The sequence below is a fragment of the Candidatus Pantoea formicae genome, from assembly GCF_011752625.1.
GTDB classification, from domain to species: Bacteria; Pseudomonadota; Gammaproteobacteria; order Enterobacterales; family Enterobacteriaceae; genus Pantoea; species Pantoea formicae.
On sequence record NZ_VWXD01000003.1, the window covers coordinates 476084 to 498493 of the forward strand.

The window sequence follows — 22410 nt, forward strand, 5'->3', positions numbered from 1 at the left end:
TTCCAGCAGCGTAAACAAATGTTAGCAAGCAGGCTGGTGCCGCTCTGGGGCGGGCATTTCGCAGCGCTGAACGGAATGAGGAAGCCAGGAGAGCCAGCATGGATGCTGGCGAAAGGTGGAGCCGGGACAGGGAAAGTCCCGTCTGCACCGGTCCGTCAGGCGGACGAGTGAAGTGAAGGTACCGCGTCAGCGGCGCGAGGACCGCCAGCCCCAGAGCGGCACCAGACTGCGTTATCACCTGAACAGCAGCCCCAGAGCAGCACCAGACTGCGTTATCACCTGTACCGCCAGCCCCAGAGCAGCACCAGACTGCGTTATCACCTGTACCGCCAGCCCCAGAGCAGCACCAGACTGCGTTATCACCTAATCCTTAACTGAGAGGCATTAGGCCTTCGGGCCGCTTTTTTTTCCATCGTGAGCCCGATCGCCGCCACATTGGTCGCGTACCTGAAACTTTATTTTTGCCACATAAGCTGTCAAATTCTCCCGACTAGTACCACTCAATAATAAAGTGAAACCACGATTTCCTTATAGCTGATATCTCTTTTTTTCATTTTCACCCCTGTTCACCAGTTTATCTGAATGAGTTTCACTTAGATGCTCGATGCTATTGATTTGCCCTGTTGTTAGCTTTCCTCACACTTGACAGGATTGGCACTGAACGGACAAATAAAATTAAGAAAATTACCCATAATAAAAATAATTCCATTAGTCGGCGTTAAGCTTAATGTCGAAATTAATATTGTGTGCGCAATAAATATCCACGACACTAGCTGAGAATTATAATAAAAAAGGAAGTATCGAAATGAAACCTACTGCTAAGCTTGGATTGTTATGCACCTTAGGAATTTTACTGTGTGGTTCCGGTTATGAAGTTGCTTCGCAACCCACAGGAAACCCGCAAGATCAGATGATTTGCCTTAAGATTCATAGCAACGATGCAATAACGTCAGTTAAAAAAGATTTAGTCGGGAGTCCGCATCCTGAAATGTCAGGGAGACAGCTTATCACGATGAATTCATTATTATTTCATAGTAATGAGGTAAAGAAAGAAGGTACTGAATTTCTCATCCCTTTTACGCTCAACGATCGGGGTAACCCGGTGGATTTTCAGGCCATCGTGAAATGTTCAGATTTAAATAATATTGAATACGCTAAATTATAATTTATACCCGCACGTCACTCATTAAACTTTGAGTCTCCTTCACGACTCGCACACAGCAAACGGACATATTATGTATAAATCAATTAAATATTATGTTTCACAACATACCTCGAGAACTGTGCTGCTGCATAAAGAAGGCTGTCAGTATTTACCACGACCTGATTCCCGTTCGTTTATTGGCAGCTGCTATACGCCAGCGCAGGCATTAACCGTATCATTGATGCAATACAGCAACATCCACTACTGCCCCCACTGTTTGTCTGACGTGACGCATGCCAAAGTTGCTCCCGTTAATCCCCCTCCTCTGATCCCCTTGTGTGGGGCGAAAAAGCCGCCTAAAAAACCCAAGGAGAAGCAACTGAAAGCGGTAAGACATTTCCCCGTCTAATCGCCTGTAACTTTACTGCATAACGCGACGGGATGACGTCGCGTTATGGCTCCATCAGAAGCGGTAGCCCACACCAAAGAAGAACACCCACGGATCAATACGCGTATTAATGTTCTGTTGTTCACCGTTGGCTTTGAATTTCACTTCGGTATCGATATCCATGTACCACAGTGAGGCGTTGAGCATCCAGTCGCGGTTAATTTGATAATCCATCCCCACCTGACCGGCAATACCCCAAGAATCTTTGACGCTTAAATCGCTTAGGCCTGCATCCTGACCCGTCTGATTAAATTTGGCATCGTAGAACGTGGTGTAGTTGATCCCCACGCCGACATAAGGACGTACCGGACTATTGCGTTCAAAAAAGTAATACTGGGCCATCAACGTCGGTGGCAGTTGGCGCACGGTAGCCAGGTTGCCTGTTGGCCCCAATCCAACCTTATGGCGGAACGGTGTAGCGGCTAATAGCTCAACACCAATATTGTCAGTTGCCATGTACGTGAAGGTTAAGCCTAGTTGCGTATCGTTGCTCACGTTAAAACCACCCATACCCAGCACATTATCAGAGCCTTCGGTCGGGCGGACGGTGGCACTACCCGCTCGCATAAAGAAATCACCCGCTTCATGAGCCAGTGCCCATTGAGGAATGGCCAGAGCCATCAACAGCGCGCATTTTGCCAGTTTCATAATCACTCCTTTGCTGAAAAGTAGGGTCTTAATGTTGAATGCGGCACAAGATCTACCCCTTTTTTGGTAAAAGATCATCTGTATCAATTCAAATTAATCACTTAAAAAACAATGGATTGATTCAGATCAATTTTGGCGTTATAGCCATAATTGGAACTGGTTGTGGAAACGTGACAGGCGTCATGATTGCGTGGTTTAACGCTTCTTTACGTCAGATTGACAGAAAGTTAGGGTATTGCGGGTGCCAGCCTGCCCGGAGAACATGTACAATCGCCGGGTTAATTAACCCGGTTCCATCAAGGAGAGTACATGTCTATCACGGCAAGCTCGTTATACCGTGACACAGGAAATTTTCTGCGCCATCAGCTGGTTACTATTGTGCTGATGGCATTGCTGACGTCGTTCATTACCGTGATCGTGGGTCATGCATTAACGCCAGGCGAAGACCAGTTATCGTTGCTCAGCCAAGCCGATGACAGCGCAACATCGCTGTTTGAGCTGGTCCAGAATATGTCACCCGACCAACAACGCATCTTGCTACGCGCCTCCGCTGCTGGCACCTTTGCTGCGCTGATTGGCAACACCCTGTTGTTGGGCGGAATGCTGTGCCTGATCCCACTGGTTTCTAACGGCCAACGCGTAAGCGCCTTGCGTGCGATTGGTGCCTCAGCACCTTTACTGCCGAAACTGCTACTGCAAACCTTCCTGATCACCTTGCTGGTTCAAATCGGCTTTATGGTACTGATTGTTCCCGGCGTTATTCTGGCGATCCTGTTGTCACTGGCGCCGGTGATGCTGGTGAGCGAGAAAATGGGTGTCATGGGTGCCATGCGCGCCAGTATGAAACTGGCGTGGAAGAACATGAAAGTCATCGCGCCAGCCATTGTGCTGTGGCTTCTGGCTAAAATCGTGTTGATGTTCCTTGTTTCATCACTCACGGTATTACCAGTGAATATCGCTTCCGTCGTGATGAACGCGCTGGGCAATCTGGTTTCTGCCATCCTGATTATTTATTTGTATCGGCTGTATATGCTGTTACGTTAACGGTTAAGGCGCTCTGCGGAGCGCCTTAACTGAACGATCCTGCCCTAACTGGAAACACTATGAAGCAGTTACTCGATTTTCTTCCCCTGGTAGTTTTCTTTATTTTCTACAAGCTGTACGACATTTTTGTCGCGTCAGGTGCCCTGATTGTTGCAACAGGATTGGCATTGGTTGTGAGCTGGGTGCTCTATCGCAAGCTGGAAAAGATGACCATCTTTACCTTCGTGCTGGTCGCGGTATTCGGAACATTAACGCTGGTGTTCCACAATGATGAATTCATTAAATGGAAAGTGACCGTCATCTATTCTCTGTTTGCGCTGGCGCTGCTTTATAGCCAGTGGTTCATGAAACAACCCTTGATTCAGACCATGCTCGGCAAAGAACTGCAGTTACCAAGCGGCGTGTGGCGTCGGCTGAACATTGCCTGGGCGATCTTCTTCCTGGCCTGCGGCCTGGCCAATATCTATGTTGCGTTTTGGTTATCACAAGAGTTTTGGGTTAACTTTAAAGTGTTCGGTCTGACCGGCCTGACCCTACTGTTTACGCTTTTAAGCGGCGTGTACATCTGGCGACAGATGCCGCAACAAGAACAAAAATAAGAACCCCGCCCGACACTGTCGGGCTTCTCTTCATCTGCAGAAGAACTGAGCAATGGACGAAAAACATAAATTGCCGCAAGGCGAGATGGTGTCGCGTACCCTGGCGATGCCAGCGGATACCAATGCTAATGGTGATATCTTTGGCGGCTGGTTGATGTCGCAGATGGACATGGGCGGTGCCATCATGGCCAAAGAGATTGCCGAAGGCCGTGTCGTCACGGTACGCGTGGACGGTATGTCATTCCTGAAACCTGTGGCCGTCGGTGATGTGGTGAGCTGCTATGCGCGTTGCATTCGCACCGGTAACAGTTCAATGACCATCAATGTAGAAGTGTGGATCAAAAAGGTATCGTCAGAACCGATCGGTCAGACCTATTGTGCGACGGAAGCGGTCTTCGTCTATGTCGCCGTGGATAACACGGGTAAATCCCGCCCACTCCCACCGGGAAGAGCGAATCTCGGCGAATAGCAGCGATAAAAAAAGCGGTTGATGACCGCTTTTTTTATTATGGATTGTGAGCTGTTTGTTTACTCAATGCTTGCGCCACCGTCAAAACGGAACACAATGTTCATAGTTATGCCGGTACCCGGTCGGCCCGGTTGATAGCGCCATTTTCTAAGCGCCAGCTTCACTTCGCGCTCAAACATATTACGCGGATTCGCCGAGAGAATTTCAACGTTATCAACACGGCCATCGCTATCCACATCGAATTTAACACGCACATTACCTTCAATACGCAATGCCTGTGCACGGCTAGGATAAATAGGTTTACTCTGATTCAGCGCTTTTGGACCATCTGAAACGGTTTGAGTCGGCGCAGGATTGTTTTTAGGCGCAGCCGTGGGGCGCGTTTGTGTAGTAGGGACATCCTGTTTAACCGGGCTCTCTTGTGGCTTCACTTCCTGGCGCGGCTTCGGCTCAACTTTTTTCTCAACCTTGGGTTTAGGCTTAGGCTTTGGTTTCGGCTTAGGTTCCGGTTTCGGAATGGGCACAGGCTCGACTTTAGGCGGCTCAGGCGCGACCTCTGGCTCTGGCTCCGGTTCTGCCACAGGCTCTGGAGGCGGTGGTGTGACCTGCGCAGGAGCGGGTTCTGGCTGTACTTCAGGTGCCACCATCGTCACACTAATCGGCGGAGATGATTTCGGAACCTCAATGGTCTGATGAAACGATGCATAGAGAATGCCCGCAATCAGTGAGCCGTGGAGTACCACGGACAAGATCATAGCTACGGGGGTACGTGTAGGAAGAGGCGTAGTCAACGTCGTCATATCAGTCATATTCATTGAGTGAAGCGCAGATTTTAAATGCAAATAGCAATCAGTTTCAATAAGCGATGTGCAAGCCATGACCATAAAGGCTTTTTTTAACGCCAATTGCGCTATTTAGCAGCGTAATTATCTTTCATTTGCACTCTGATTAACGATCACTTAACGTGTCTCGCAATTTCGGCAAGTCTAACGGGAGTACCCCATCGTGCTTTACGTCATTTATGCGGAAGATACCGCAGATTCACTGGAAAAACGCAATTCCGTACGCCCTGCGCATCTTGCGCGCTTGCAGTTACTGCATGACGAAGGTCGTCTTATCGCCGCGGGTCCAATGCCAGCTGTCGATAGCAACGATCCAGGTCCAGCAGGTTTTACCGGTTCAGTGATCATTGCTGAATTTTCGTCGCTTGAAACCGCACAATCCTGGGCCAATGACGATCCCTATATTGCCGCTGGCGTCTATGAAAAAGTGTCCGTGAAACCCTTCAAACGCGTTTTCTAGTAGATGTGGCAGTCGGTTTTACTGCTGATGGCGGTTTTTGCACTCATTGGCAGAGCACTATGGATTTGGCGTCAGCAAGGATGGCGCCAGGCCCGACAGCACATTGTGATGTTAATTGTGCTGGCAGCAGCATTACAGATCGTCAATGTCTCTCTGGTGTTACGCGGCGCTTAACGGCCGCGTAAGCCATTTACATATTTTGCGTGATGAACAAGATAGAGCGGCGATGCTGCTGCGCGACCTGATGGCGAATAGCATGAATACGCTTATAGCGACGTGACTGCCCTTCCAGCCAACGCGCCCGACGGCGGTGTACCTGACGTAACATTCTCCAGCGCGCGACTTCATTTCTGCTTCGTCTCATCACATCCTCTCATCCAAGCTAAACTCGCCAGGCATTATAAAGATCTGATTGAAAATGCCAAATCGAAAGCTTCATTGAACTGTCATTCACGATTAAAGGTTTCACTAGTGCGGTTCAGCACGTAAACTTTGCTCATCAAAGCGCGAACAGGATGTCCACTGCATGACCACATTTTATACCCTGATCAGTTGGTTGCTGCTGTTTGGTTACTGGTTGCTGATTGCAGGTGTGACGCTGCGTATTCTAATGAAGCGCCGTGCCGTTACCTCTGCAATGGCCTGGTTGCTGATCATCTATATTCTGCCGCTAGTGGGTATTATCGCGTATCTGTCGTTTGGTGAACTCCACCTTGGTAAGCGTCGTGCGGAGCGAGCCCGCACCATGTGGCCCTCGACCGCCAAATGGCTTAATGAACTTAAGCAGTGCCGTCATATCTTCGCGACCGAACACAGTGATGTCGCGCGGTCGCTGTTTGAATTGTGCCGCCATCGCCAAGGGATTGCCGGTGTCAAAGGTAATCAACTTCAACTCTTGACCAACTCAGATGATGTGATGCAGGCGCTGATCCGCGACATCCAGTTAGCCCGTCACAATATCGAGATGGTGTTCTATATCTGGCAACCCGGTGGTCTGGCTGATGAGGTGGCAGAGTCACTGATGGCAGCCTCACGTCGCGGCGTACATTGCCGTCTAATGCTGGATTCAGCCGGCAGCGTGGCGTTTTTCCGCAGCCCCTGGGCCAATATGATGCGCAATGCCGGTATTGATGTGGTTGAGGCTCTGCAAGTCAGCCTGCTGCGTGTCTTCCTGCGACGCATGGATTTGCGCCAGCACCGTAAGGTGGTGTTGATCGATAACTATATTGCCTACACCGGCAGCATGAATCTGGTGGATCCACGCTTCTTTAAACAAGATGCGGGTGTTGGGCAATGGATTGACCTGATGGCGCGCATGGAGGGCCCTGTGGCCACCACCATGGGCATCGTTTACGCCTGCGACTGGGAAATTGAAACCGGCAAGCGCATTTTGCCCCCCGCTCCGGACGGTAACATCATGCCGTTTGAACAAGAGAGCGGTCATACCATCCAGGTCATCGCATCTGGCCCCGGTTTTCCGGAAGATATGATTCACCAAGCGTTGCTTACGGCTGTTTACTCAGCGCGTGAGCAGCTGATTATGACGACACCTTATTTTGTCCCCAGCGATGACTTGCTGCACGCTATCTGTACCGCAGCCTTGCGTGGGGTTGAAGTCAGTATTGTGGTGCCCCGCCACAATGATTCTCTATTAGTTGGCTGGGCCAGCCGTGGCTTCTTCACCGAGTTGCTCGAGGCAGGCGTAAAGATCTATCAGTTCGAAGATGGTCTGCTACACACCAAGAGCGTGCTGGTTGACGGTCAGCTCAGCCTGGTGGGGACGGTTAACCTCGATATGCGTAGCCTGTGGCTCAATTTTGAAATCACGCTGGTGGTGGATGATGATGGCTTTGGCAGCGATTTAGCCACCGTACAAGATGATTACATTGCCCGTTCACGTTTGCTTGATGGCGCGCGCTGGGCTAAACGTGCGTGGTGGCAGCGTATCGTTGAACGACTGTTTTACTTCTTTAGCCCTTTACTGTAAAACGAGCGGAAATATTACCGCCTTAGGGCAAGCAGGAATGACCATGGATTTAAATAATCGCCTCACTGAAGATGAAACGCTGGAACAGGCTTACGATATCTTTCTTGAGCTGGCTGGTGACAACCTCGACCCGGCTGACATTATTCTGTTCAATCTGCAGTTTGAAGAGCGCGGCGGCGCTGAGTTGTTTGATCCCGCTGAAGATTGGCAGGAGCATGTCGACTTCGATCTTAACCCTGACTTCTTCGCCGAAGTGGTCATTGGTTTGGGTGAAGCCGATGGTGAACCGATCACCGATGTGTTCGCCCGCGTGCTGCTGTGCCGTGAGAAAGACCATAAGCTGTGTCATATTCTGTGGCGTGAATAATCTTCTGCAACGCATAAAACAACGCCGGGCAATTGCCCGGCGTTTTTATTGATGCCTTAAAGCGGATCGACCTTCAGGCAAGATACCGCATGCCGGAAACTGCCCTCTAACAGAGGTCGCGTTTTCGCACATTCAGGCCCGGCAATCGGGCAGCGCGTACGGAACACACAGCCTGAAGGCGGGTTAATCGGCGACGGTAACTCCCCTTCCAGCAGCTGAATCTGCTTATTCTTCTCCAGATCCGGATCGGGAATCGGCACTGCCGACATCAAAGCACGGGTGTAAGGATGCTGCGGATTGTTATACACCGAGTCGTACGTACCCAGTTCAACGGCATGGCCGAGATACATCACCAACACGCGATCAGAGATATGCTTCACCACCGCCAAATCGTGCGCGATGAAGATCAGCGATAACCCCATTTCACGTTGCAGTTGCTGTAACAGGTTCACGACCTGCGCTTGAATCGACACATCCAGTGCGGAGACGGGTTCATCGCAGATGATCAGTTTCGGCTCCAGGATCAGCGCGCGGGCAATACCAATACGCTGACATTGACCACCTGAAAACTCGTGCGGATAACGGTTGATGAGGTTAGGCAGCAGCCCAACCTTCATCATCATGTTTTTCACCTTATCCTTCACTTCCTGCTTCGACATCTTCGGATAGTAGGTACGCAATGGCTCGGCAATGATATCGCCGATGGTCATTCGCGGGTTCAGCGAGGCCAGCGGGTCCTGGAAGATCATCTGGATATCGCTGCGCGCCTGGCGCCACTCTTCCTGACTTTGCCCCAGCAGGTCACGTCCCAACCAGGCAACTCGGCCCTCGGTCGCCTTTACCAGTCCAATAATGGCGCGCGCTAAGGTCGATTTGCCGCAGCCCGATTCCCCCACCACACCCAGTGTTTCACCTTCATAGAGACGCAAACTCACGCCATCAACGGCTTTGAGGGTTTTCGGCGGCTGCCAGAACCACTGTTTGCCGTCTTTAATATCGAAATGCACCTTGAGATCGGCGATTTCCAGCAACACTTTCTTCTCTTCGATGACGGTGCTCATACTAATTCCTCCACCGGTTTGAAGCAGGCACGCAGACGACCATCAGCAAAAGGTTCCAGCGGCGGTGATTTCGCGCAGGCTTCCATCGCATACGCACAGCGTGGCTGGAACGGACACCCCTGTGGCAAGCGCAACAGATTGGGTGGGTTACCCGGAATGGTGGTGAGTGAATCCCCCTCTTCCGCATCCAGACGCGGCACGGCGCTAAGCAGGCCAATGGAGTAAGGATGAGCGGGCTGATAAAACACATCACGTGCGCGACCGTATTCCATGGTCCGTCCGGCATACATCACCAGCACCTTGTCACAGATGCCGGCCACCACGCCGAGGTCGTGGGTGATCATGATAATGGCGGTGTTGAATTCGCGTTTTAGCTCGTTCAGCAAGGTCATGATCTGCGCCTGAACGGTCACATCCAGCGCGGTGGTTGGCTCATCGGCAATCAGCAATTTCGGGCGGCACAGCAGCGCCATGGCGATCATCACACGTTGGCGCATGCCGCCAGAAAACTCATGCGGATACATTTTCATGCGTTTACGTGCTTCTGGCATCTTTACCGCATCTAACATGCGCACTGACTCTTCAAACGCCTGCGCACTGTTCATGCCTTTATGCAGCTTCAGCACTTCCATCAACTGCTCGCCGACGCGCATATAAGGATTGAGTGAGGTCATTGGATCTTGGAAGATCATCGCAATCTGCTCGGCACGCAGCTTATTGAGCTTATTTTCCGGCAGGTTGAGGATCTCCTGGCCGTTAAATTTTGCCGATCCGCCAATGCGCCCGTTTTTCGCCAGCAGGCCCATCAGCGCAAATGCCGTCTGCGACTTGCCGGATCCCGATTCACCGACAATTCCCAGCGTTTCGCCAGCATGCAGTGAAAAGTTAAGGTCGTTTACCGCGGTCACATCACCATCATGCGTACCAAAAGTGACGCGCAGGTCTTTTACGTCCAGCAGCAGGTTACTGTTTCCCGCACGTGCAGCCATCGCTGGCTGAAATTCATGAATAGTCATCGGGAAACTCCTTAACGATCTTTAGGGTCGAGGGCATCACGCAGGCCATCGCCGATAAAGTTAAAACAGAACAGCGTGACCACGAGGAAACCTGCTGGGAACATCAGCAGCCATGGTGAGACTTCCATGGAGTTGGCGCCGTCACTCAGCAATGCACCCCAACTGCTCAGTGGCTCTTGCGTACCCAAACCCAAGAAGCTGAGGAAGGATTCAAACAGAATCATGCTAGGTACCAGCAGCGAGGCGTAAACCACTACCACGCCTAACACGTTTGGCACGATGTGGCGCAACACGATATTGAAGGTCGATACACCGCCAACCTGTGCCGCTTCGATGAACTCTTTTCGTTTTAATCCCAACGTTTGCCCACGCACAATACGCGCCATATCCAGCCACGACACCATTCCGATCGCCACGAAGATCAGCAGAATATTACGACCAAAAAAGGTCACCAGCAGGATCACGAAGAACATGAACGGGAAGGAGTTGAGGATCTCCAGAATACGCATCATCACTGAGTCGATCTTGCCGCCAAGATAGCCCGCCAATGAGCCGTAGAGTGTGCCCACCAGCACGGCAATCAATGCAGAGGCAATACCGACCATCAGGGAGATTCTTCCTCCAATGGCCACACGGACCAGCAGGTCACGCCCCGAAGAGTCAGTGCCAAACCAGTGACCCGAAACCGTATCCGGTGCCGCAGACATCATGGCCCAGTCGGTATCATCATATTTAAACTGCGATAACACCGGGGCAAACACCACAAATAGCGTAATCGCTAACAACACCAGCAGACTGATCAGAGCAGCACGGTTATGGATGAAACGACGGCGCGCATCCTGCCACAGGCTGCGCCCTTCGACTTCCAGCTTTTCACTGAAGGCATCCAGAGCTTCGCTGTTTTTCTTACTTAACATCATGGGCGAACTCCAGAATCAGTAACGAATTTTCGGATCGATGACGGCATAAAGCACATCCACGATCGCGTTAAACAGGATGGTCAGCACGCCGACTAAAATGGTCAGGCTCATTACCAGCGAGTAGTCACGGTTGAGTGCACCGTTAACAAATAGCTGGCCGATACCCGGCAGGCCATAAATTGATTCGATCACCATTGACCCCGTGATGATGCCGACAAACGCTGGCCCCATGTAAGAGAGCACAGGCAGCATCGCAGGCTTGAGTGCATGACGCAGCACGATACGACGCAGCGGCAACCCTTTAGCACGCGCGGTGCGGATAAAGTTGGAGTGCATGACTTCAATCATCGAACCGCGGGTAATACGCGCGATACTGGCGATATAGGCCAATGACAGTGCCACCATCGGCAGCAGCATGTAATTCCACTGTCCGCCGTTCCAGCCACCGCCTGGCAACCAGCGCAAGGTGATGGCGAAAACCAACACCAGCAGCGGCGCGACGACAAAACTGGGTATCACAACGCCCGTCATGGCGACCCCCATCACCGCGTAGTCCCATAAGCTGTTTTGCTTAAGTGCCGCAATAACGCCAGCGGTCACCCCCAGGATAACGGCCAGAAAGAACGCGGCAAGTCCAAGTTTGGCCGATACAGGGAAGGCGTGGCCCACCAGATAGTTCACCGAGTAATCTTTGTATTTAAATGAGGGTCCAAAATCACCATGCGCCAGTTGCACGAGATAGCTGACGTACTGTTTTCCGATGGGATCGTTGAGATGATATTTGGCTTCAATATTCGCCATCACTTCCGGCGACAGCGTACGCTCGCCCGTGAATGGACTGCCGGGTGCCAGTCGCATCATAAAGAATGAGATGGTGATGAGGATGAAGAGCGTCGGGATCGCTTCCAAGAGCCGACGCAGAATGAATTTTAACATTGCCGTACCTACCAGGCTGTTGCTTCACAAAGTCAAAAAGGCGGTGCCGCAGCACCGCCACTGTCGATAGCCTGAGTGCTATTAATGTTTAATGATATACAGATTTTTATCGAGGGTTTTATCCAGCGGGTCATTGCCGGTGTAACCGCCAACGTACGGTTTCACCAAACGCGCATTCACATAGTAATAAACCGGGACAATGGTGCTGTCTTTATCCAGAATCTGCTCAGCTTTCTGGTAGTCCGCGACGCGGGCTTTATCGTCTACCGCTTTCACCGCGTCATGGATCACTTTATCGAAATCTGCGCTCTTATAATGCGAGGTGTTACTGCTGCTATCAGACAGCATGATGTTCAGGAACGAAGTCGGTTCGTTATAGTCTGCACACCAGGCCGCACGGGAAACATCGAAGTTGCCCTGATGACGGGTATCCAGGAAGGTTTTCCACTCCTGATTTTCCAGCTTAATGTTCACACCAATGTTCTTTTTCCAGATCGAAGACGCGGCGATAGCCAGTTTCTTATGCAGATCTGAGGTGTTGTACAGCAGGTTGAAGGTCAGCGGTTTGTCAGCGGTATAACCGGCTTCAGCCAGCAGTTTTTTCGCTTCTTCGTTACGCTTGTTCTGGTCCCATTTGAACCAGTCTGGCGGCAGCAATTCCATACCATCGGTGGCTGGCGGAGTGAAGCTGTACGCTGGTAACTGACCTTGAGCCAATACTTTGTTTACCATGATGTCGCGATCCAGACCCAGTTTCAGTGCAGTACGCACGCGCGGATCGGTGAATGGCGCCTTCTGGTTGTTGATTTCATAGTAATAGGTGCAGAGGTAGGGTTTCACCATCAACTCTTTACCGTTATCACGCTGCAGTTTTTTGAACAGCTCGATCGGCATGTTGTTGTAAGTGATGTCACTGCCGTTCTCAGAGAAATAACGGTTAACGTCACTGACTTCAGAGTTGATTGGCAGGAAAGTGACCTTGTTCAGCACGGTGTGCTCGTTGTCCCAGTATTCAGGGTTACGTACGATGGTGACACGTTCGTTGATAACGTGTGATTCCAGTTTGAAGGCACCGTTGCCGACCCAGTTTTGCGGCTGAGTCCACTGATCGCCAAACTTATCAATGGCTGGCTTATACACCGGTGACATTACGGAGTTGATCAGCAGCTTGTAGAAGTAGGGAACCGGCTCGCTGAGGGTCACTTCCAGCGTGTGGTCATCAATGGCTTTCACACCCAGATCGGTGATCGGTTTTTTACCGGCAATGATGTCATCAACATTCAGGATGTGGCCGTATTGCGGATAGCTGGCGTAAGGCGACGCGGTTTTAGGATCGACCAGACGCTCCCAGCTGTAGACGAAATCTTGTGCCGTAACGGGCTCGCCATTTGACCATTTGGCGTTTTTACGCAGATGGAAAGTCCAGACTTTGAAATCTTTGTTTTCCCAGCTTTCTGCCACGCCCGGGATCGGCTTGCCATCGCTGTCGCTGATGATTAGACCTTCATACAGGTCACGTGCGATGTTGTCTTCCGGGACGCCTTCGATTTTATGCGGATCCAGCGACTGTACTTCATCGCCGTTACCGCGTACCAGTTCCTGTTTTGCTGCCAATTCAACGCCTGCTGGTACTGCTGCCAGCGCGGCATTCCCTGCCAGCGCGCCCATTGCTGCGAGAACGCCAGCGGCAATCAGGCTTTTTTTCGTGATGTTGTTCATTACTTAGCTCCAGTTTTATTATCGTCACCAGGTCAGTGAGCTGCCCGGCGTACCCCGTTTCCGGGAGATCTCTGCCTGTCTGAACAGAGACCACTACCACCCTTCAGGGTTTACCACGTTAATGTGCCGTCCGACTGTAGCGCCGGATCAACACATTACTCAATGTTTCTTTATGTAATAGTATTTCAATACCAGCATATCTTGCGGGTCTTTACCGGTGAATCCTCCTACCCAAGGTTTCACCAGTCTTACACTGACGCGGTAGTAAACCGGCACAATGGCTGAATCTTTATCCAATTGCGCTTCGGCCTGTTGATAGAGCGCGGCACGCTGCGCGTTATCAGCAGCGGTTAATGTTTGCGCCATAATTCTGTCGAACGCATCGCTGCGGTAAAATGCGGTATTAATCGAAGCGCCACTTAACAGCATATTGAGGAAGGTAGACGGCTCGTTGTAGTCCGAGCACCAAGTGGCACGCACCACGTCGTATTGCGCTTGATGGCGTGTTTCAAGCAGTGTTTTCCACTCCTGATTCTGTAACGTCACCTCTGCACCCAAGTTTTTCTGCCACATCGAGGCTGCCGCAATCGCCTGGCGTTTATTCTGTTCTGAGGTGTTATACAGCAGGGTAAAACGCAAAGGATGCTGCGCATTAAAGCCCGCTTCACTCAGAAGCTGCTTCGCACTGGCGTTGCGTTCGGCCTGTGTTTGCTTCGACCACGCTGGTGCTTCAGGGCTAATGCCATGCGTAAACGGTGGCGTCAGGCCATAGGCAGGAATCTGTCCCTGTCCCATGATTTTGCTGGCGATGATGTCACGATCAAGCGTGAGCTTGAGGGCGGTGCGCACTCGCGCATCATCAAAGGGTGGTTTTTTGTTGTTAATTTCGTAGTAGAAGGTGCAGAGCAATGGGCTGACTTTGACCTGTTCACCCAAATCCTGCTGCAGCTTTTTGAACAAATCCGGCGGGACAACGCTGTTGGTCATATCCGAACCGCCACTACGATAGCGGTTGATGTCGCTGTTCTCTGAGGTCAGTGGCAATAAAACGCCCTCCTCAATCACGGTATTCGCGTTATCCCAGTACTGAGGATTGCGTTTTAAAACGATTTTTTCATTCACTACCCAATCGGCCAGCGTATAGGCCCCGTTGCCGACATAGTGCTGGGGCTGCGTCCATTGCTCGCCCCATTTCTCAACGGCTGCCCGATAAACCGGCTTCATCGCGGTATGAGCCAGCATATCGATAAAATAGGGAACGGCTTCAGAAAGGGTCACTTGCAGGTGATGTGCGTCGAGTGCCTTCACAGCCAATTCAGTGGGCGGTGCTTTACCCGCCAGAATGGCGTCGATATTGCCCACATGGGCCGCTTGTAAATAGCTGGCATAAGGAGAAGCGGTTTTAGGATCCGCCAGGCGCTGCCAACTGTAGACAAAATCTTGCGCAGTGACCGGTTCGCCATTACTCCAGCGAGCGTCATCTCGCAATGTAAAGGTCCAGACACGCCCTTGCTCTTGGTGCCAAGAGGATGCCACACCCGGCACAATTTGCCCGTTATTATCGGTCTCTACCAATCCTTCCAATAAATTGCGGATCACATTGGATTCGGGCACGCCTTCGGTTTTCTGCGGATCCAACGAGGCAACTTCACTGCCATTGTTGATCACTATGCGCTGTGTTTCTGATAAAGGCGTACCTGTTGGAACCTGTGCTGCCTGACCGGGTGCTACAGCACTCGCCAGGCAAAGCGCTAATAACTGCCCGGCCGTTTTCGCTACCATGCTTTTCATCAACAAATATCAACCTTAAACAAAAACCTGATAGCCAATAAGCAAGAAGCGTACTCATTTGCGACTAACAGATTAAAAATTTGTGATGTGCCGAAAATTATCAGAACAGATGCCCGCACGCCAAAGCCAAACAACAAAAATGTTAGCTAATTCTCTTTTATCACGTAAGTAACCCCAGTAAAAGTGTTAATTTTTAAATCAAATTATCACCTAAACGACTGATTTAAAATCAATAAATTAAAATATCGTAGTAATTTTGCACAACATAACGAATAAATAACCAATAATGGCAATCATTCTGCATAATGGTGCCATATCGGCATAATATATCATTCGTCTCGATAAATTTTTTAGTTAGATTCTAGATAAAGAGATTGAAACAGTGAAAACCACTGTGATAATTATCACAGATATTAGTAAATGAAGTGGCAATCAATAAAACATGAGTAGCAAAAGTGATGACAGAAGTACTGTATTAAGCAAAGCGAATATCATCACCAAAATGGTGCAAATGAGTCTTAATTTGCACCATTTTGGATCATGAGTATTTTAATAATGAGAAATAACCGAGCGGTTAGTTTAAAAGTCCCGGGAAAATCGCTTTCATGCCCGTGACGACAAATTCGATTCCTAACGCCATCAACAATAACCCCATGATACGCGTAATGACGTTAATGCCAGTTTGCCCTAACACTCGCACCATTAATGGCGCAGCACGAAACAGTAGCCAACAACAAAATGCGAAGACAGCGATAGCCACACTAAAACCAATAAGATTTGGCCAACTGTGATAACGCGTGCTCCATACGATGGTGGAACTGATAGCGCCTGGACCGGCCATAAGAGGCAACGCTAACGGTACTACGCCAATACTCTCGCGGATGGCTGTCTCAGACTTTTCCTGCTTGTTTTGCTTATCCTCGCCCAGCTTCCCGCTGATCATCGACATGGCGATGGTGACCACCAGTATTCCCCCTGCAATACGGAATGAATCAATCGAGATACCGAACAGATGGAGTATCGCATCCCCCAGAAACAGTGAAGTCCAGAGAATGATTGCCACCGCAAGATTGGCGGTGAAATTGGTTTTATTTCGCTCAACAGCCGCTTGGTAGCTGGTCATGCTGATAAAGACCGGGATAATCCCCACCGGATTCACCAACGCAAATAAACCGACAAAAAATTTAATATAGCCGGAAAAATCAAGTAGCACAGGGTTCAAAATCAGCTCCGGAAAATTCAAATGGGTTAAAACGCGCTTAATGTAGTGCAAAAGCCAGAAAAAAAACCAGTAGGAGCAGCAGAAATTTATGCTGCTATTTTCGCAAATCATTAGCGAAATCATCTGGACAAACCATCTCGTCGCTCCCAGCCTGCTCCCCCACCCCAGCGCCACCTACGAAATGGCTTACTTTAGTTGCTAAAGTGGCTGCTGAATGGAGTCAGCTTCGCTCCAGATTGATCTGCATCAAAATTAGCCTACCTCATCGGGGGTAATCTTTACCCATCAAAACCAGAGACAGACGAGGTTCTTGACCTGAAAAAACCCTTTTAGTAAGCAACGGTATGTCACTCGCCATCCTGAGCAACATATAAGCATAGCGCGGCTATACTTTCGAACTCAGGCTTGCTTACTAAAAGAGTTTAACTTCCTTCAGGAGAGCACTATGGCCGTTACAAATGTTGCCGAACTTAATGCACTGGTTGAGCGTGTTAAAAAGGCACAGCGTGAATACGCCAACTTTAGTCAGGAACAAGTTGATACCATTTTCCGTGCTGCGGCGCTGGCTGCAGCAGATGCACGAATCCCACTCGCTAAAATGGCTGTTGCCGAGTCCGGCATGGGTATTGTTGAAGATAAAGTCATTAAAAACCACTTTGCTTCTGAGTATATCTATAACGCCTACAAAGATGAGAAAACCTGCGGTGTACTCGACACCGACGACACCTTCGGTACTATCACCATCGCTGAGCCGATTGGCCTGATTTGCGGTATTGTTCCTACCACTAACCCTACTTCGACCGCGATTTTCAAAGCACTGATCAGCCTTAAAACTCGTAACGGCATTATTTTCTCGCCACATCCTCGCGCGAAAGACGCGACCAATAAAGCCGCCGATATTGTCCTGCAAGCCGCTATTGCTGCCGGTGCGCCAAAAGACATTATTGGATGGATCGATGTGCCTTCAGTTGAACTGTCCAACCAGTTGATGCATCACCCTGATATCAATCTGATCCTGGCAACCGGTGGGCCGGGTATGGTGAAAGCCGCTTACAGTTCTGGTAAGCCCGCGATTGGCGTGGGTGCCGGTAATACCCCGGTCGTGATCGATGAAACCGCCGATATTAAGCGTGCCGTCGCCTCTATCTTGATGTCAAAAACCTTCGATAACGGCGTAATTTGTGCTTCTGAGCAGTCGGTGATTGTGGTTGATTCAGTCTACGATGCAGTGCGTGAGCGCTTCGCCAGCCATGGCGGGTATTTGCTACAAGGTAAAGAGTTGAAAGCCATCCAGGACATCATTCTGAAGAATGGTGCACTGAATGCCGCTATCGTTGGACAGCCCGCCGCAAAAATCGCCGAGTTAGCCGGCATCAGCGTGCCAGCCAGCACCAAGATTTTGATTGGTGAAGTCAAACTGGTGGATGAATCAGAGCCCTTTGCACATGAGAAATTGTCGCCAACACTGGCGATGTATCGTGCTAAAGATTATCACGACGCGGTAGATAAGGCTGAGAAGTTAGTCGCCATGGGCGGTATCGGCCATACATCCTGCCTCTACACCGATCAAGATAACCAACACGAGCGCGTGCACTACTTTGGCGACAAGATGAAGACCGCGCGTATTCTGATCAACACACCGGCTTCACAAGGCGGTATCGGTGACCTGTATAACTTCAAATTGGCACCATCCCTGACGCTAGGTTGTGGTTCATGGGGTGGTAACTCCATTTCTGAAAACGTGGGACCTAAGCACCTCATCAACAAGAAAACCGTGGCCAAGCGAGCTGAAAATATGTTGTGGCATAAACTTCCGAAGTCTATCTACTTCCGTCGCGGATCGCTGCCTATTGCCCTTGAAGAGGTTGCCACCGACGGCGCTAAACGTGCTTTCATCGTGACCGACCGCTTCTTGTTCAACAATGGTTATGCAGATCAGGTCACCCGTGTGCTGAAAGCCCATGGCATCGAAACTGAAGTCTTCTTTGAAGTTGAGGCAGACCCAACGCTGAGCATCGTTCGTAAAGGTGCGGAGCAGATGAACAGCTTTAAACCCGATGTGATTATCGCGCTGGGTGGTGGCTCACCGATGGATGCCGCCAAAATCATGTGGGTGATGTATGAACATCCTGAAACGCATTTCGAAGAACTGGCACTGCGCTTTATGGATATCCGTAAACGTATCTATAAATTCCCAAAAATGGGCGTGAAAGCGCGCATGATCGCGATTACCACCACGTCCGGCACTGGTTCTGAAGTGACACCTTTTGCCGTGGTGACCGATGATGCCACTGGTCAGAAATATCCACTTGCAGACTACGCGCTGACGCCGGATATGGCGATTGTCGATGCTAACCTGGTCATGGATATGCCACGTTCGCTCTGTGCCTTTGGCGGTCTGGATGCCGTCACCCACTCTCTGGAAGCCTACGTGTCGGTGCTAGCGAATGAGTATTCTGATGGACAAGCCCTCCAGGCGTTAAAACTGCTGAAAGAGAACTTGCCTGCCAGCTATCGTGATGGTGCCAAAAATCCTGTGGCGCGCGAACGTGTCCATAATGCTGCGACCATCGCCGGCATCGCCTTTGCTAACGCCTTCCTCGGCGTGTGTCACTCAATGGCGCATAAATTGGGTTCTGAGTTCCACATTCCACATGGTCTGGCAAATGCCCTGCTGATTTGTAACGTCATCCGCTACAACGCGAATGATAACCCAACCAAGCAGACCGCTTTCAGCCAGTATGACCGTCCACAAGCACGCCGCCGTTATGCGGAAATTGCTGACCATTTAGGACTCAGCAGCGAAGGCGACCGCACTGCACAGAAAATTGAAAAACTGCTGGCATGGCTGGAAGAGATGAAAACTCAGTTGGGCATCCCAACGTCAATTCGTGAAGCTGGCGTGCAGGAAGCCGATTTCCTGGCAAAAGTGGATAAACTGGCAGACGACGCATTCGATGATCAGTGTACCGGCGCTAACCCACGTTATCCGCTGATCGCTGAATTGAAACAAATCATGCTGGATACTTTCTACGGTCGTGAATTCTCAGAGGCAGAAAATGCCACTGTGGAACCTACAGAGGAGAAAGCCGTTAAAGTAGAAAGAAAAACCCGAAAAGCGTAAGTTGCATTTAATAAAAAACCCGCTGCGGCGGGTTTTTTTATGGCGCCATCATCAGGCATGCGGCGACTGTGATCCATAAATGGCTTTTAAAGAACCTTCATCAATCGCTTGTTTATAGTGTTTACGGCACACGGATATATAGCGTTCATTGCCGCCAATGACGACCTGCTCACCTTCGCTGAAAGGTTTACCATTAGCATCGAGTCGCAACACCATACTGGCTTTGCGACCACAATGGCAGATTGTTTTGAGTTCAACCAGTTTGTCAGCCCAAGCCAGTAAATATTGACTACCGACAAATAACTCGCCGCGAAAATCAGTACGTAATCCATAACACAATACGGGAATATCCATATTGTCAACGACATCAGATAACGATCTCACTTGCTCACGTGTTAGAAACTGGCTTTCATCGACAAGCACACAATGAACCGACTGCTTCGCATGCTCTTCCGCTATTTCCCGATGTAAATTCGTTTGTGCGTTATATAAAAAAGCAGGAGACGAAAGACCGATACGTGAGCTGACCTTACCCGCACCAAAGCGGTCATCTATCTCAGCGGTATAAACGATAGTGCGCATGCCGCGTTCTTGATAGTTGTAAGATGACTGGAGCAAAGCGGTTGATTTACCCGCATTCATTGCAGAGTAATAAAAATAAAGTTGAGCCATGTGCAAATTCTCATCGCAGCGCAAATCAGATGGGGCGCAGTCTACCATAAACAGGCGATTCTGTAGCGATGCATTATTTTTATCGTTTGCTCAAATTAACGTCATGACCAGCTCAGTATTTTAGCCACTACGCACAAAAAAGCACGTTTTGACAAAGAGCAACTATTGCTCACAACTTATTCCGCTTTATTACCGCCAAACTGTAAGGATAAGCAGATTGCCTTGCCTGAAACCGCACTAAATCAAGGCACGTTAAAAAACCTAAAAGGGTAAATATATTATGCATACCGTTATAAAATGACATTCCTGACTTTTACTTTACGTTTTGCTTTTTAAACTGGCTATTGCAGTTATTTTTTGTCGACACTATTATAAGTCGGCAGAACAACTCCCATTTATTATATTTTGAGATTAGGACAATGAGCGAAGCACTTAAAATTCTTAATAATATCCGTACATTGCGCGCGCAAGCTCGAGAATGCACTCTGGAAACGCTGGAAGAGATGCTGGAAAAACTCGAAGTTGTGGTTAATGAACGTCGTGAAGAAGAAACCCATGCACAGGCTGAAAACGCAGAGCGTAGCCGTAAACTGGCACAGTACCGTGAAATGCTGATTGCAGATGGTATTGATCCAAATGAGTTGCTGCAGGCACTTTCAGAGACCAAAGCACCAGGTAAAGCTAAGCGTGCTGCACGTCCAGCGAAATATTCTTACGTTGATGAAAATGGCGAAAACCGTACCTGGACAGGTCAGGGACGTACGCCAGCTGTTATTAAAAAAGCAATTGAAGAACAAGGCAAACAACTGGACGATTTCCTGCTGTAATCTCTCCAGTGCTTCGAGTTGTGAAATGCCATTGGCGGTTTCACTTTACACCGGGTAAGAAAAAGGAAGCCTCTGGCTTCCTTTTTTATTCGACGTTATCGCTGATAAAAGCGGCGATACCAATCAACAAAACTCTGAACACCCTCTTCAACCCCCGTTTGCGGGCGGAACTCAATCGCCTCAAACAGGGGTTGTGTATCTGCACTAGTGCCTGGCACGTCACCCGGTTGCATGGGCAACATATTTTTATTTGCTTCAATGCCCAACGCTTTTTCCAGTGATTCAATATAAGTCATCAGACTTGTTGGTTGGCTATTACCAATATTGTAGACGCGGTACGGCGCAGAGCTGGTTGCTGGCGAACCGGCTTCAACCGTCCAGTTTTCGTCTGCCTGTGGAATCACATCCTGCAAACGTACGATGGATTCTGCAATATCATCAATATAGGTAAAGTCGCGGGTCATCTGCCCACGGTTATACACATCAATTTGTTCGCCTGCCAGCATTGCCCGCGTGAACTTAAACAACGCCATATCGGGACGGCCCCATGGGCCATAAACGGTAAAGAAGCGTAACCCCGTGGTGGGCAATTGATACAAATGTGAGTAGGAATGCGACATCAACTCATTGGCTTTCTTAGTCGCCGCATACAATGAAATAGGATGGTCAACTGAGTCATCAGTTGAAAATGGCATTTTACGGTTGAGTCCATATACAGAACTCGATGAGGCGTACAATAAGTGGCCGATTTTATGATGGCGGCAACCTTCAAGAATATTGAGATGCCCTATCAGATTGGCGTCGGCATAGGCGTGTGGGTTTTCAATGGAATAACGAACCCCCGCCTGCGCGCCTAAATGGATTACGCGGTCAAAACCATGACTGGAAAATAAAGAAGAAATGGCCTGGCGGTCTGCCAGGTCCATTTTCACAAAGATAAATTCGGGATGTTGAGCAATCTGATCCAAGCGGGCTTGTTTGAGACTCACATCGTAATAGTCATTCAGATTGTCGATGCCGACAACCTGGTGACCGGCAGCCAGTAAACGCTGACTCACGTGAAATCCAATAAAACCTGCCGCGCCAGTAACCAGAAACTTCATACATCCCTCAT

24 protein-coding genes are annotated in these 22410 nt (G+C 49.7%); 11 read left to right on the forward strand and 13 right to left on the reverse strand.

Annotation, left to right across the window (positions count from 1 at the left end; all coding sequences use genetic code 11):
• Window positions 1-234: 234 nt before the first annotated feature.
• Window positions 235-363, reverse strand: coding sequence for a hypothetical protein (locus F3J38_RS28265; protein WP_255463724.1), 129 nt, complete (start codon window positions 361-363; stop codon window positions 235-237).
• A gap of 442 nt (window positions 364-805) precedes the next feature.
• On the opposite strand from F3J38_RS28265, the gene F3J38_RS10910 reads away from it, so the two are divergent.
• Both F3J38_RS10910 and F3J38_RS10915 read left to right on the forward strand, forming a co-directional pair.
• Complete coding sequence (locus F3J38_RS10910) at window positions 806-1165, forward strand: hypothetical protein (protein ID WP_167138254.1); 360 nt, start codon at window positions 806-808, stop codon at window positions 1163-1165.
• Between the two features lie 70 nt (window positions 1166-1235).
• Entirely contained in the window at window positions 1236-1553 is a 318-nt protein-coding gene (locus tag F3J38_RS10915) for a hypothetical protein (RefSeq protein WP_167138256.1), read from the forward strand.
• A 54-nt stretch (window positions 1554-1607) separates the two neighbouring features.
• Here the strand turns inward: F3J38_RS10915 and ompW are convergent, their stop codons facing one another.
• On the reverse strand, window positions 1608-2240 hold the full coding sequence (ompW, locus tag F3J38_RS10920) for an outer membrane protein OmpW (protein WP_167138258.1): 633 nt from the start codon (window positions 2238-2240) through the stop codon (window positions 1608-1610).
• A gap of 309 nt (window positions 2241-2549) precedes the next feature.
• Between ompW and F3J38_RS10925 the strand changes: the two genes are divergently transcribed.
• From F3J38_RS10925 to yciA, 3 genes are read left to right on the forward strand one after another with little or no spacing between them, the layout of a single operon-like run.
• Window positions 2550-3284 (forward strand): YciC family protein, encoded by a 735-nt coding sequence (locus F3J38_RS10925; protein ID WP_167138260.1) that lies wholly within the window; start codon window positions 2550-2552, stop codon window positions 3282-3284.
• Window positions 3285-3343: 59 nt separating this feature from the next.
• Window positions 3344-3883 (forward strand): septation protein A, encoded by a 540-nt coding sequence (locus tag F3J38_RS10930; protein WP_167138262.1) that lies wholly within the window; start codon window positions 3344-3346, stop codon window positions 3881-3883.
• A 52-nt stretch (window positions 3884-3935) separates the two neighbouring features.
• Window positions 3936-4352 (forward strand): acyl-CoA thioester hydrolase YciA, encoded by a 417-nt coding sequence (yciA, locus tag F3J38_RS10935; protein WP_167138264.1) that lies wholly within the window; start codon window positions 3936-3938, stop codon window positions 4350-4352.
• 59 nt (window positions 4353-4411) lie between these two features.
• On the opposite strand, the gene tonB is transcribed toward yciA, so the two are convergent.
• Window positions 4412-5152, reverse strand: a complete 741-nt coding sequence (gene tonB, locus F3J38_RS10940) for a TonB system transport protein TonB (protein ID WP_205298212.1) — start codon at window positions 5150-5152, stop codon at window positions 4412-4414.
• A gap of 205 nt (window positions 5153-5357) precedes the next feature.
• Here tonB and F3J38_RS10945 point away from each other — a divergent pair, with 205 nt between their 5' ends.
• Together F3J38_RS10945 and F3J38_RS10950 are read left to right on the forward strand one after the other, a co-directional pair.
• Window positions 5358-5654: a YciI family protein gene (locus F3J38_RS10945; protein ID WP_167138269.1), complete on the forward strand. Its 297-nt coding sequence runs from the start codon at window positions 5358-5360 to the stop codon at window positions 5652-5654.
• A 3-nt stretch (window positions 5655-5657) separates the two neighbouring features.
• On the forward strand, window positions 5658-5828 hold the full coding sequence (locus tag F3J38_RS10950) for a hypothetical protein (protein ID WP_167138272.1): 171 nt from the start codon (window positions 5658-5660) through the stop codon (window positions 5826-5828).
• A gap of 16 nt (window positions 5829-5844) precedes the next feature.
• Here the strand turns inward: F3J38_RS10950 and F3J38_RS10955 are convergent, their stop codons facing one another.
• Window positions 5845-6018, reverse strand: a complete 174-nt coding sequence (locus F3J38_RS10955; RefSeq protein ID WP_097117257.1) for a YciY family protein — start codon at window positions 6016-6018, stop codon at window positions 5845-5847.
• Between the two features lie 162 nt (window positions 6019-6180).
• Here F3J38_RS10955 and cls point away from each other — a divergent pair, with 162 nt between their 5' ends.
• Together cls and F3J38_RS10965 are read left to right on the forward strand one after the other, a co-directional pair.
• Window positions 6181-7641 (forward strand): cardiolipin synthase, encoded by a 1461-nt coding sequence (cls, locus tag F3J38_RS10960; RefSeq protein ID WP_167138273.1) that lies wholly within the window; start codon window positions 6181-6183, stop codon window positions 7639-7641.
• Between the two features lie 37 nt (window positions 7642-7678).
• Window positions 7679-8008: an HI1450 family dsDNA-mimic protein gene (locus tag F3J38_RS10965; RefSeq protein WP_196761379.1), complete on the forward strand. Its 330-nt coding sequence runs from the start codon at window positions 7679-7681 to the stop codon at window positions 8006-8008.
• A 56-nt stretch (window positions 8009-8064) separates the two neighbouring features.
• Here the strand turns inward: F3J38_RS10965 and oppF are convergent, their stop codons facing one another.
• The 7 genes from oppF to F3J38_RS11000 form a co-directional block, all read right to left on the reverse strand.
• Window positions 8065-9069, reverse strand: a complete 1005-nt coding sequence (gene oppF / locus F3J38_RS10970; protein WP_167138275.1) for a murein tripeptide/oligopeptide ABC transporter ATP binding protein OppF — start codon at window positions 9067-9069, stop codon at window positions 8065-8067.
• On the reverse strand, window positions 9066-10085 hold the full coding sequence (locus tag F3J38_RS10975; protein WP_167138277.1) for an ABC transporter ATP-binding protein: 1020 nt from the start codon (window positions 10083-10085) through the stop codon (window positions 9066-9068). Before F3J38_RS10975 ends, oppF begins: the two co-directional genes overlap by 4 nt.
• A gap of 11 nt (window positions 10086-10096) precedes the next feature.
• Window positions 10097-11005: an oligopeptide ABC transporter permease OppC gene (gene oppC / locus F3J38_RS10980; protein ID WP_167138279.1), complete on the reverse strand. Its 909-nt coding sequence runs from the start codon at window positions 11003-11005 to the stop codon at window positions 10097-10099.
• 15 nt (window positions 11006-11020) lie between these two features.
• Entirely contained in the window at window positions 11021-11941 is a 921-nt protein-coding gene (oppB, locus tag F3J38_RS10985) for an oligopeptide ABC transporter permease OppB (protein WP_038646657.1), read from the reverse strand.
• 81 nt (window positions 11942-12022) lie between these two features.
• Window positions 12023-13660 carry an oligopeptide ABC transporter substrate-binding protein OppA gene (gene oppA, locus F3J38_RS10990; protein ID WP_167138281.1) on the reverse strand — a complete coding sequence of 546 codons (1638 nt, stop codon included), beginning with the start codon at window positions 13658-13660 and terminating at the stop codon, window positions 12023-12025.
• Between the two features lie 159 nt (window positions 13661-13819).
• Entirely contained in the window at window positions 13820-15442 is a 1623-nt protein-coding gene (locus F3J38_RS10995; RefSeq protein ID WP_370661720.1) for an ABC transporter substrate-binding protein, read from the reverse strand.
• Between the two features lie 583 nt (window positions 15443-16025).
• On the reverse strand, window positions 16026-16673 hold the full coding sequence (locus F3J38_RS11000; RefSeq protein ID WP_167138285.1) for a YchE family NAAT transporter: 648 nt from the start codon (window positions 16671-16673) through the stop codon (window positions 16026-16028).
• Window positions 16674-17118: 445 nt separating this feature from the next.
• Between F3J38_RS11000 and adhE the strand changes: the two genes are divergently transcribed.
• Window positions 17119-19797, forward strand: a complete 2679-nt coding sequence (adhE, locus tag F3J38_RS11005) for a bifunctional acetaldehyde-CoA/alcohol dehydrogenase (protein ID WP_167138287.1) — start codon at window positions 17119-17121, stop codon at window positions 19795-19797.
• 51 nt (window positions 19798-19848) lie between these two features.
• On the opposite strand, the gene tdk is transcribed toward adhE, so the two are convergent.
• Window positions 19849-20469 (reverse strand): thymidine kinase, encoded by a 621-nt coding sequence (gene tdk / locus F3J38_RS11010; RefSeq protein WP_167138289.1) that lies wholly within the window; start codon window positions 20467-20469, stop codon window positions 19849-19851.
• A 419-nt stretch (window positions 20470-20888) separates the two neighbouring features.
• Between tdk and hns the strand changes: the two genes are divergently transcribed.
• Window positions 20889-21296: a histone-like nucleoid-structuring protein H-NS gene (gene hns / locus F3J38_RS11015; protein WP_167138291.1), complete on the forward strand. Its 408-nt coding sequence runs from the start codon at window positions 20889-20891 to the stop codon at window positions 21294-21296.
• A gap of 95 nt (window positions 21297-21391) precedes the next feature.
• Here hns and F3J38_RS11020 read toward each other — a convergent pair whose 3' ends face one another.
• Window positions 21392-22399, reverse strand: a complete 1008-nt coding sequence (locus tag F3J38_RS11020) for an NAD-dependent epimerase (protein ID WP_167138293.1) — start codon at window positions 22397-22399, stop codon at window positions 21392-21394.
• Window positions 22400-22410: the final 11 nt, after the last annotated feature.

Coding starts and splice junctions, on each gene's coding strand:
- oppF (WP_167138275.1), bottom strand. CDS start 9,069: ATGAGCACCGTCATCGAAGAGAAGAAAGTGTTGCTGGAAATCGCCGAT.
- cls (WP_167138273.1), top strand. CDS start 6,181: ATGACCACATTTTATACCCTGATCAGTTGGTTGCTGCTGTTTGGTTAC.
- F3J38_RS10950 (WP_167138272.1), top strand. CDS start 5,658: ATGTGGCAGTCGGTTTTACTGCTGATGGCGGTTTTTGCACTCATTGGC.
- F3J38_RS11020 (WP_167138293.1), bottom strand. CDS start 22,399: ATGAAGTTTCTGGTTACTGGCGCGGCAGGTTTTATTGGATTTCACGTG.
- tonB (WP_205298212.1), bottom strand. CDS start 5,152: ATGACGACGTTGACTACGCCTCTTCCTACACGTACCCCCGTAGCTATG.
- F3J38_RS10910 (WP_167138254.1), top strand. CDS start 806: ATGAAACCTACTGCTAAGCTTGGATTGTTATGCACCTTAGGAATTTTA.
- F3J38_RS10965 (WP_196761379.1), top strand. CDS start 7,679: ATGACCATGGATTTAAATAATCGCCTCACTGAAGATGAAACGCTGGAA.
- F3J38_RS10915 (WP_167138256.1), top strand. CDS start 1,236: ATGTATAAATCAATTAAATATTATGTTTCACAACATACCTCGAGAACT.
- F3J38_RS10925 (WP_167138260.1), top strand. CDS start 2,550: ATGTCTATCACGGCAAGCTCGTTATACCGTGACACAGGAAATTTTCTG.
- F3J38_RS10995 (WP_370661720.1), bottom strand. CDS start 15,442: ATGGTAGCGAAAACGGCCGGGCAGTTATTAGCGCTTTGCCTGGCGAGT.
- F3J38_RS10975 (WP_167138277.1), bottom strand. CDS start 10,085: ATGACTATTCATGAATTTCAGCCAGCGATGGCTGCACGTGCGGGAAAC.
- oppA (WP_167138281.1), bottom strand. CDS start 13,660: ATGAACAACATCACGAAAAAAAGCCTGATTGCCGCTGGCGTTCTCGCA.
- ompW (WP_167138258.1), bottom strand. CDS start 2,240: ATGAAACTGGCAAAATGCGCGCTGTTGATGGCTCTGGCCATTCCTCAA.
- F3J38_RS10955 (WP_097117257.1), bottom strand. CDS start 6,018: ATGAGACGAAGCAGAAATGAAGTCGCGCGCTGGAGAATGTTACGTCAG.
- hns (WP_167138291.1), top strand. CDS start 20,889: ATGAGCGAAGCACTTAAAATTCTTAATAATATCCGTACATTGCGCGCG.
- oppC (WP_167138279.1), bottom strand. CDS start 11,005: ATGATGTTAAGTAAGAAAAACAGCGAAGCTCTGGATGCCTTCAGTGAA.
- oppB (WP_038646657.1), bottom strand. CDS start 11,941: ATGTTAAAATTCATTCTGCGTCGGCTCTTGGAAGCGATCCCGACGCTC.
- tdk (WP_167138289.1), bottom strand. CDS start 20,469: ATGGCTCAACTTTATTTTTATTACTCTGCAATGAATGCGGGTAAATCA.
- F3J38_RS10930 (WP_167138262.1), top strand. CDS start 3,344: ATGAAGCAGTTACTCGATTTTCTTCCCCTGGTAGTTTTCTTTATTTTC.
- yciA (WP_167138264.1), top strand. CDS start 3,936: ATGGACGAAAAACATAAATTGCCGCAAGGCGAGATGGTGTCGCGTACC.
- adhE (WP_167138287.1), top strand. CDS start 17,119: ATGGCCGTTACAAATGTTGCCGAACTTAATGCACTGGTTGAGCGTGTT.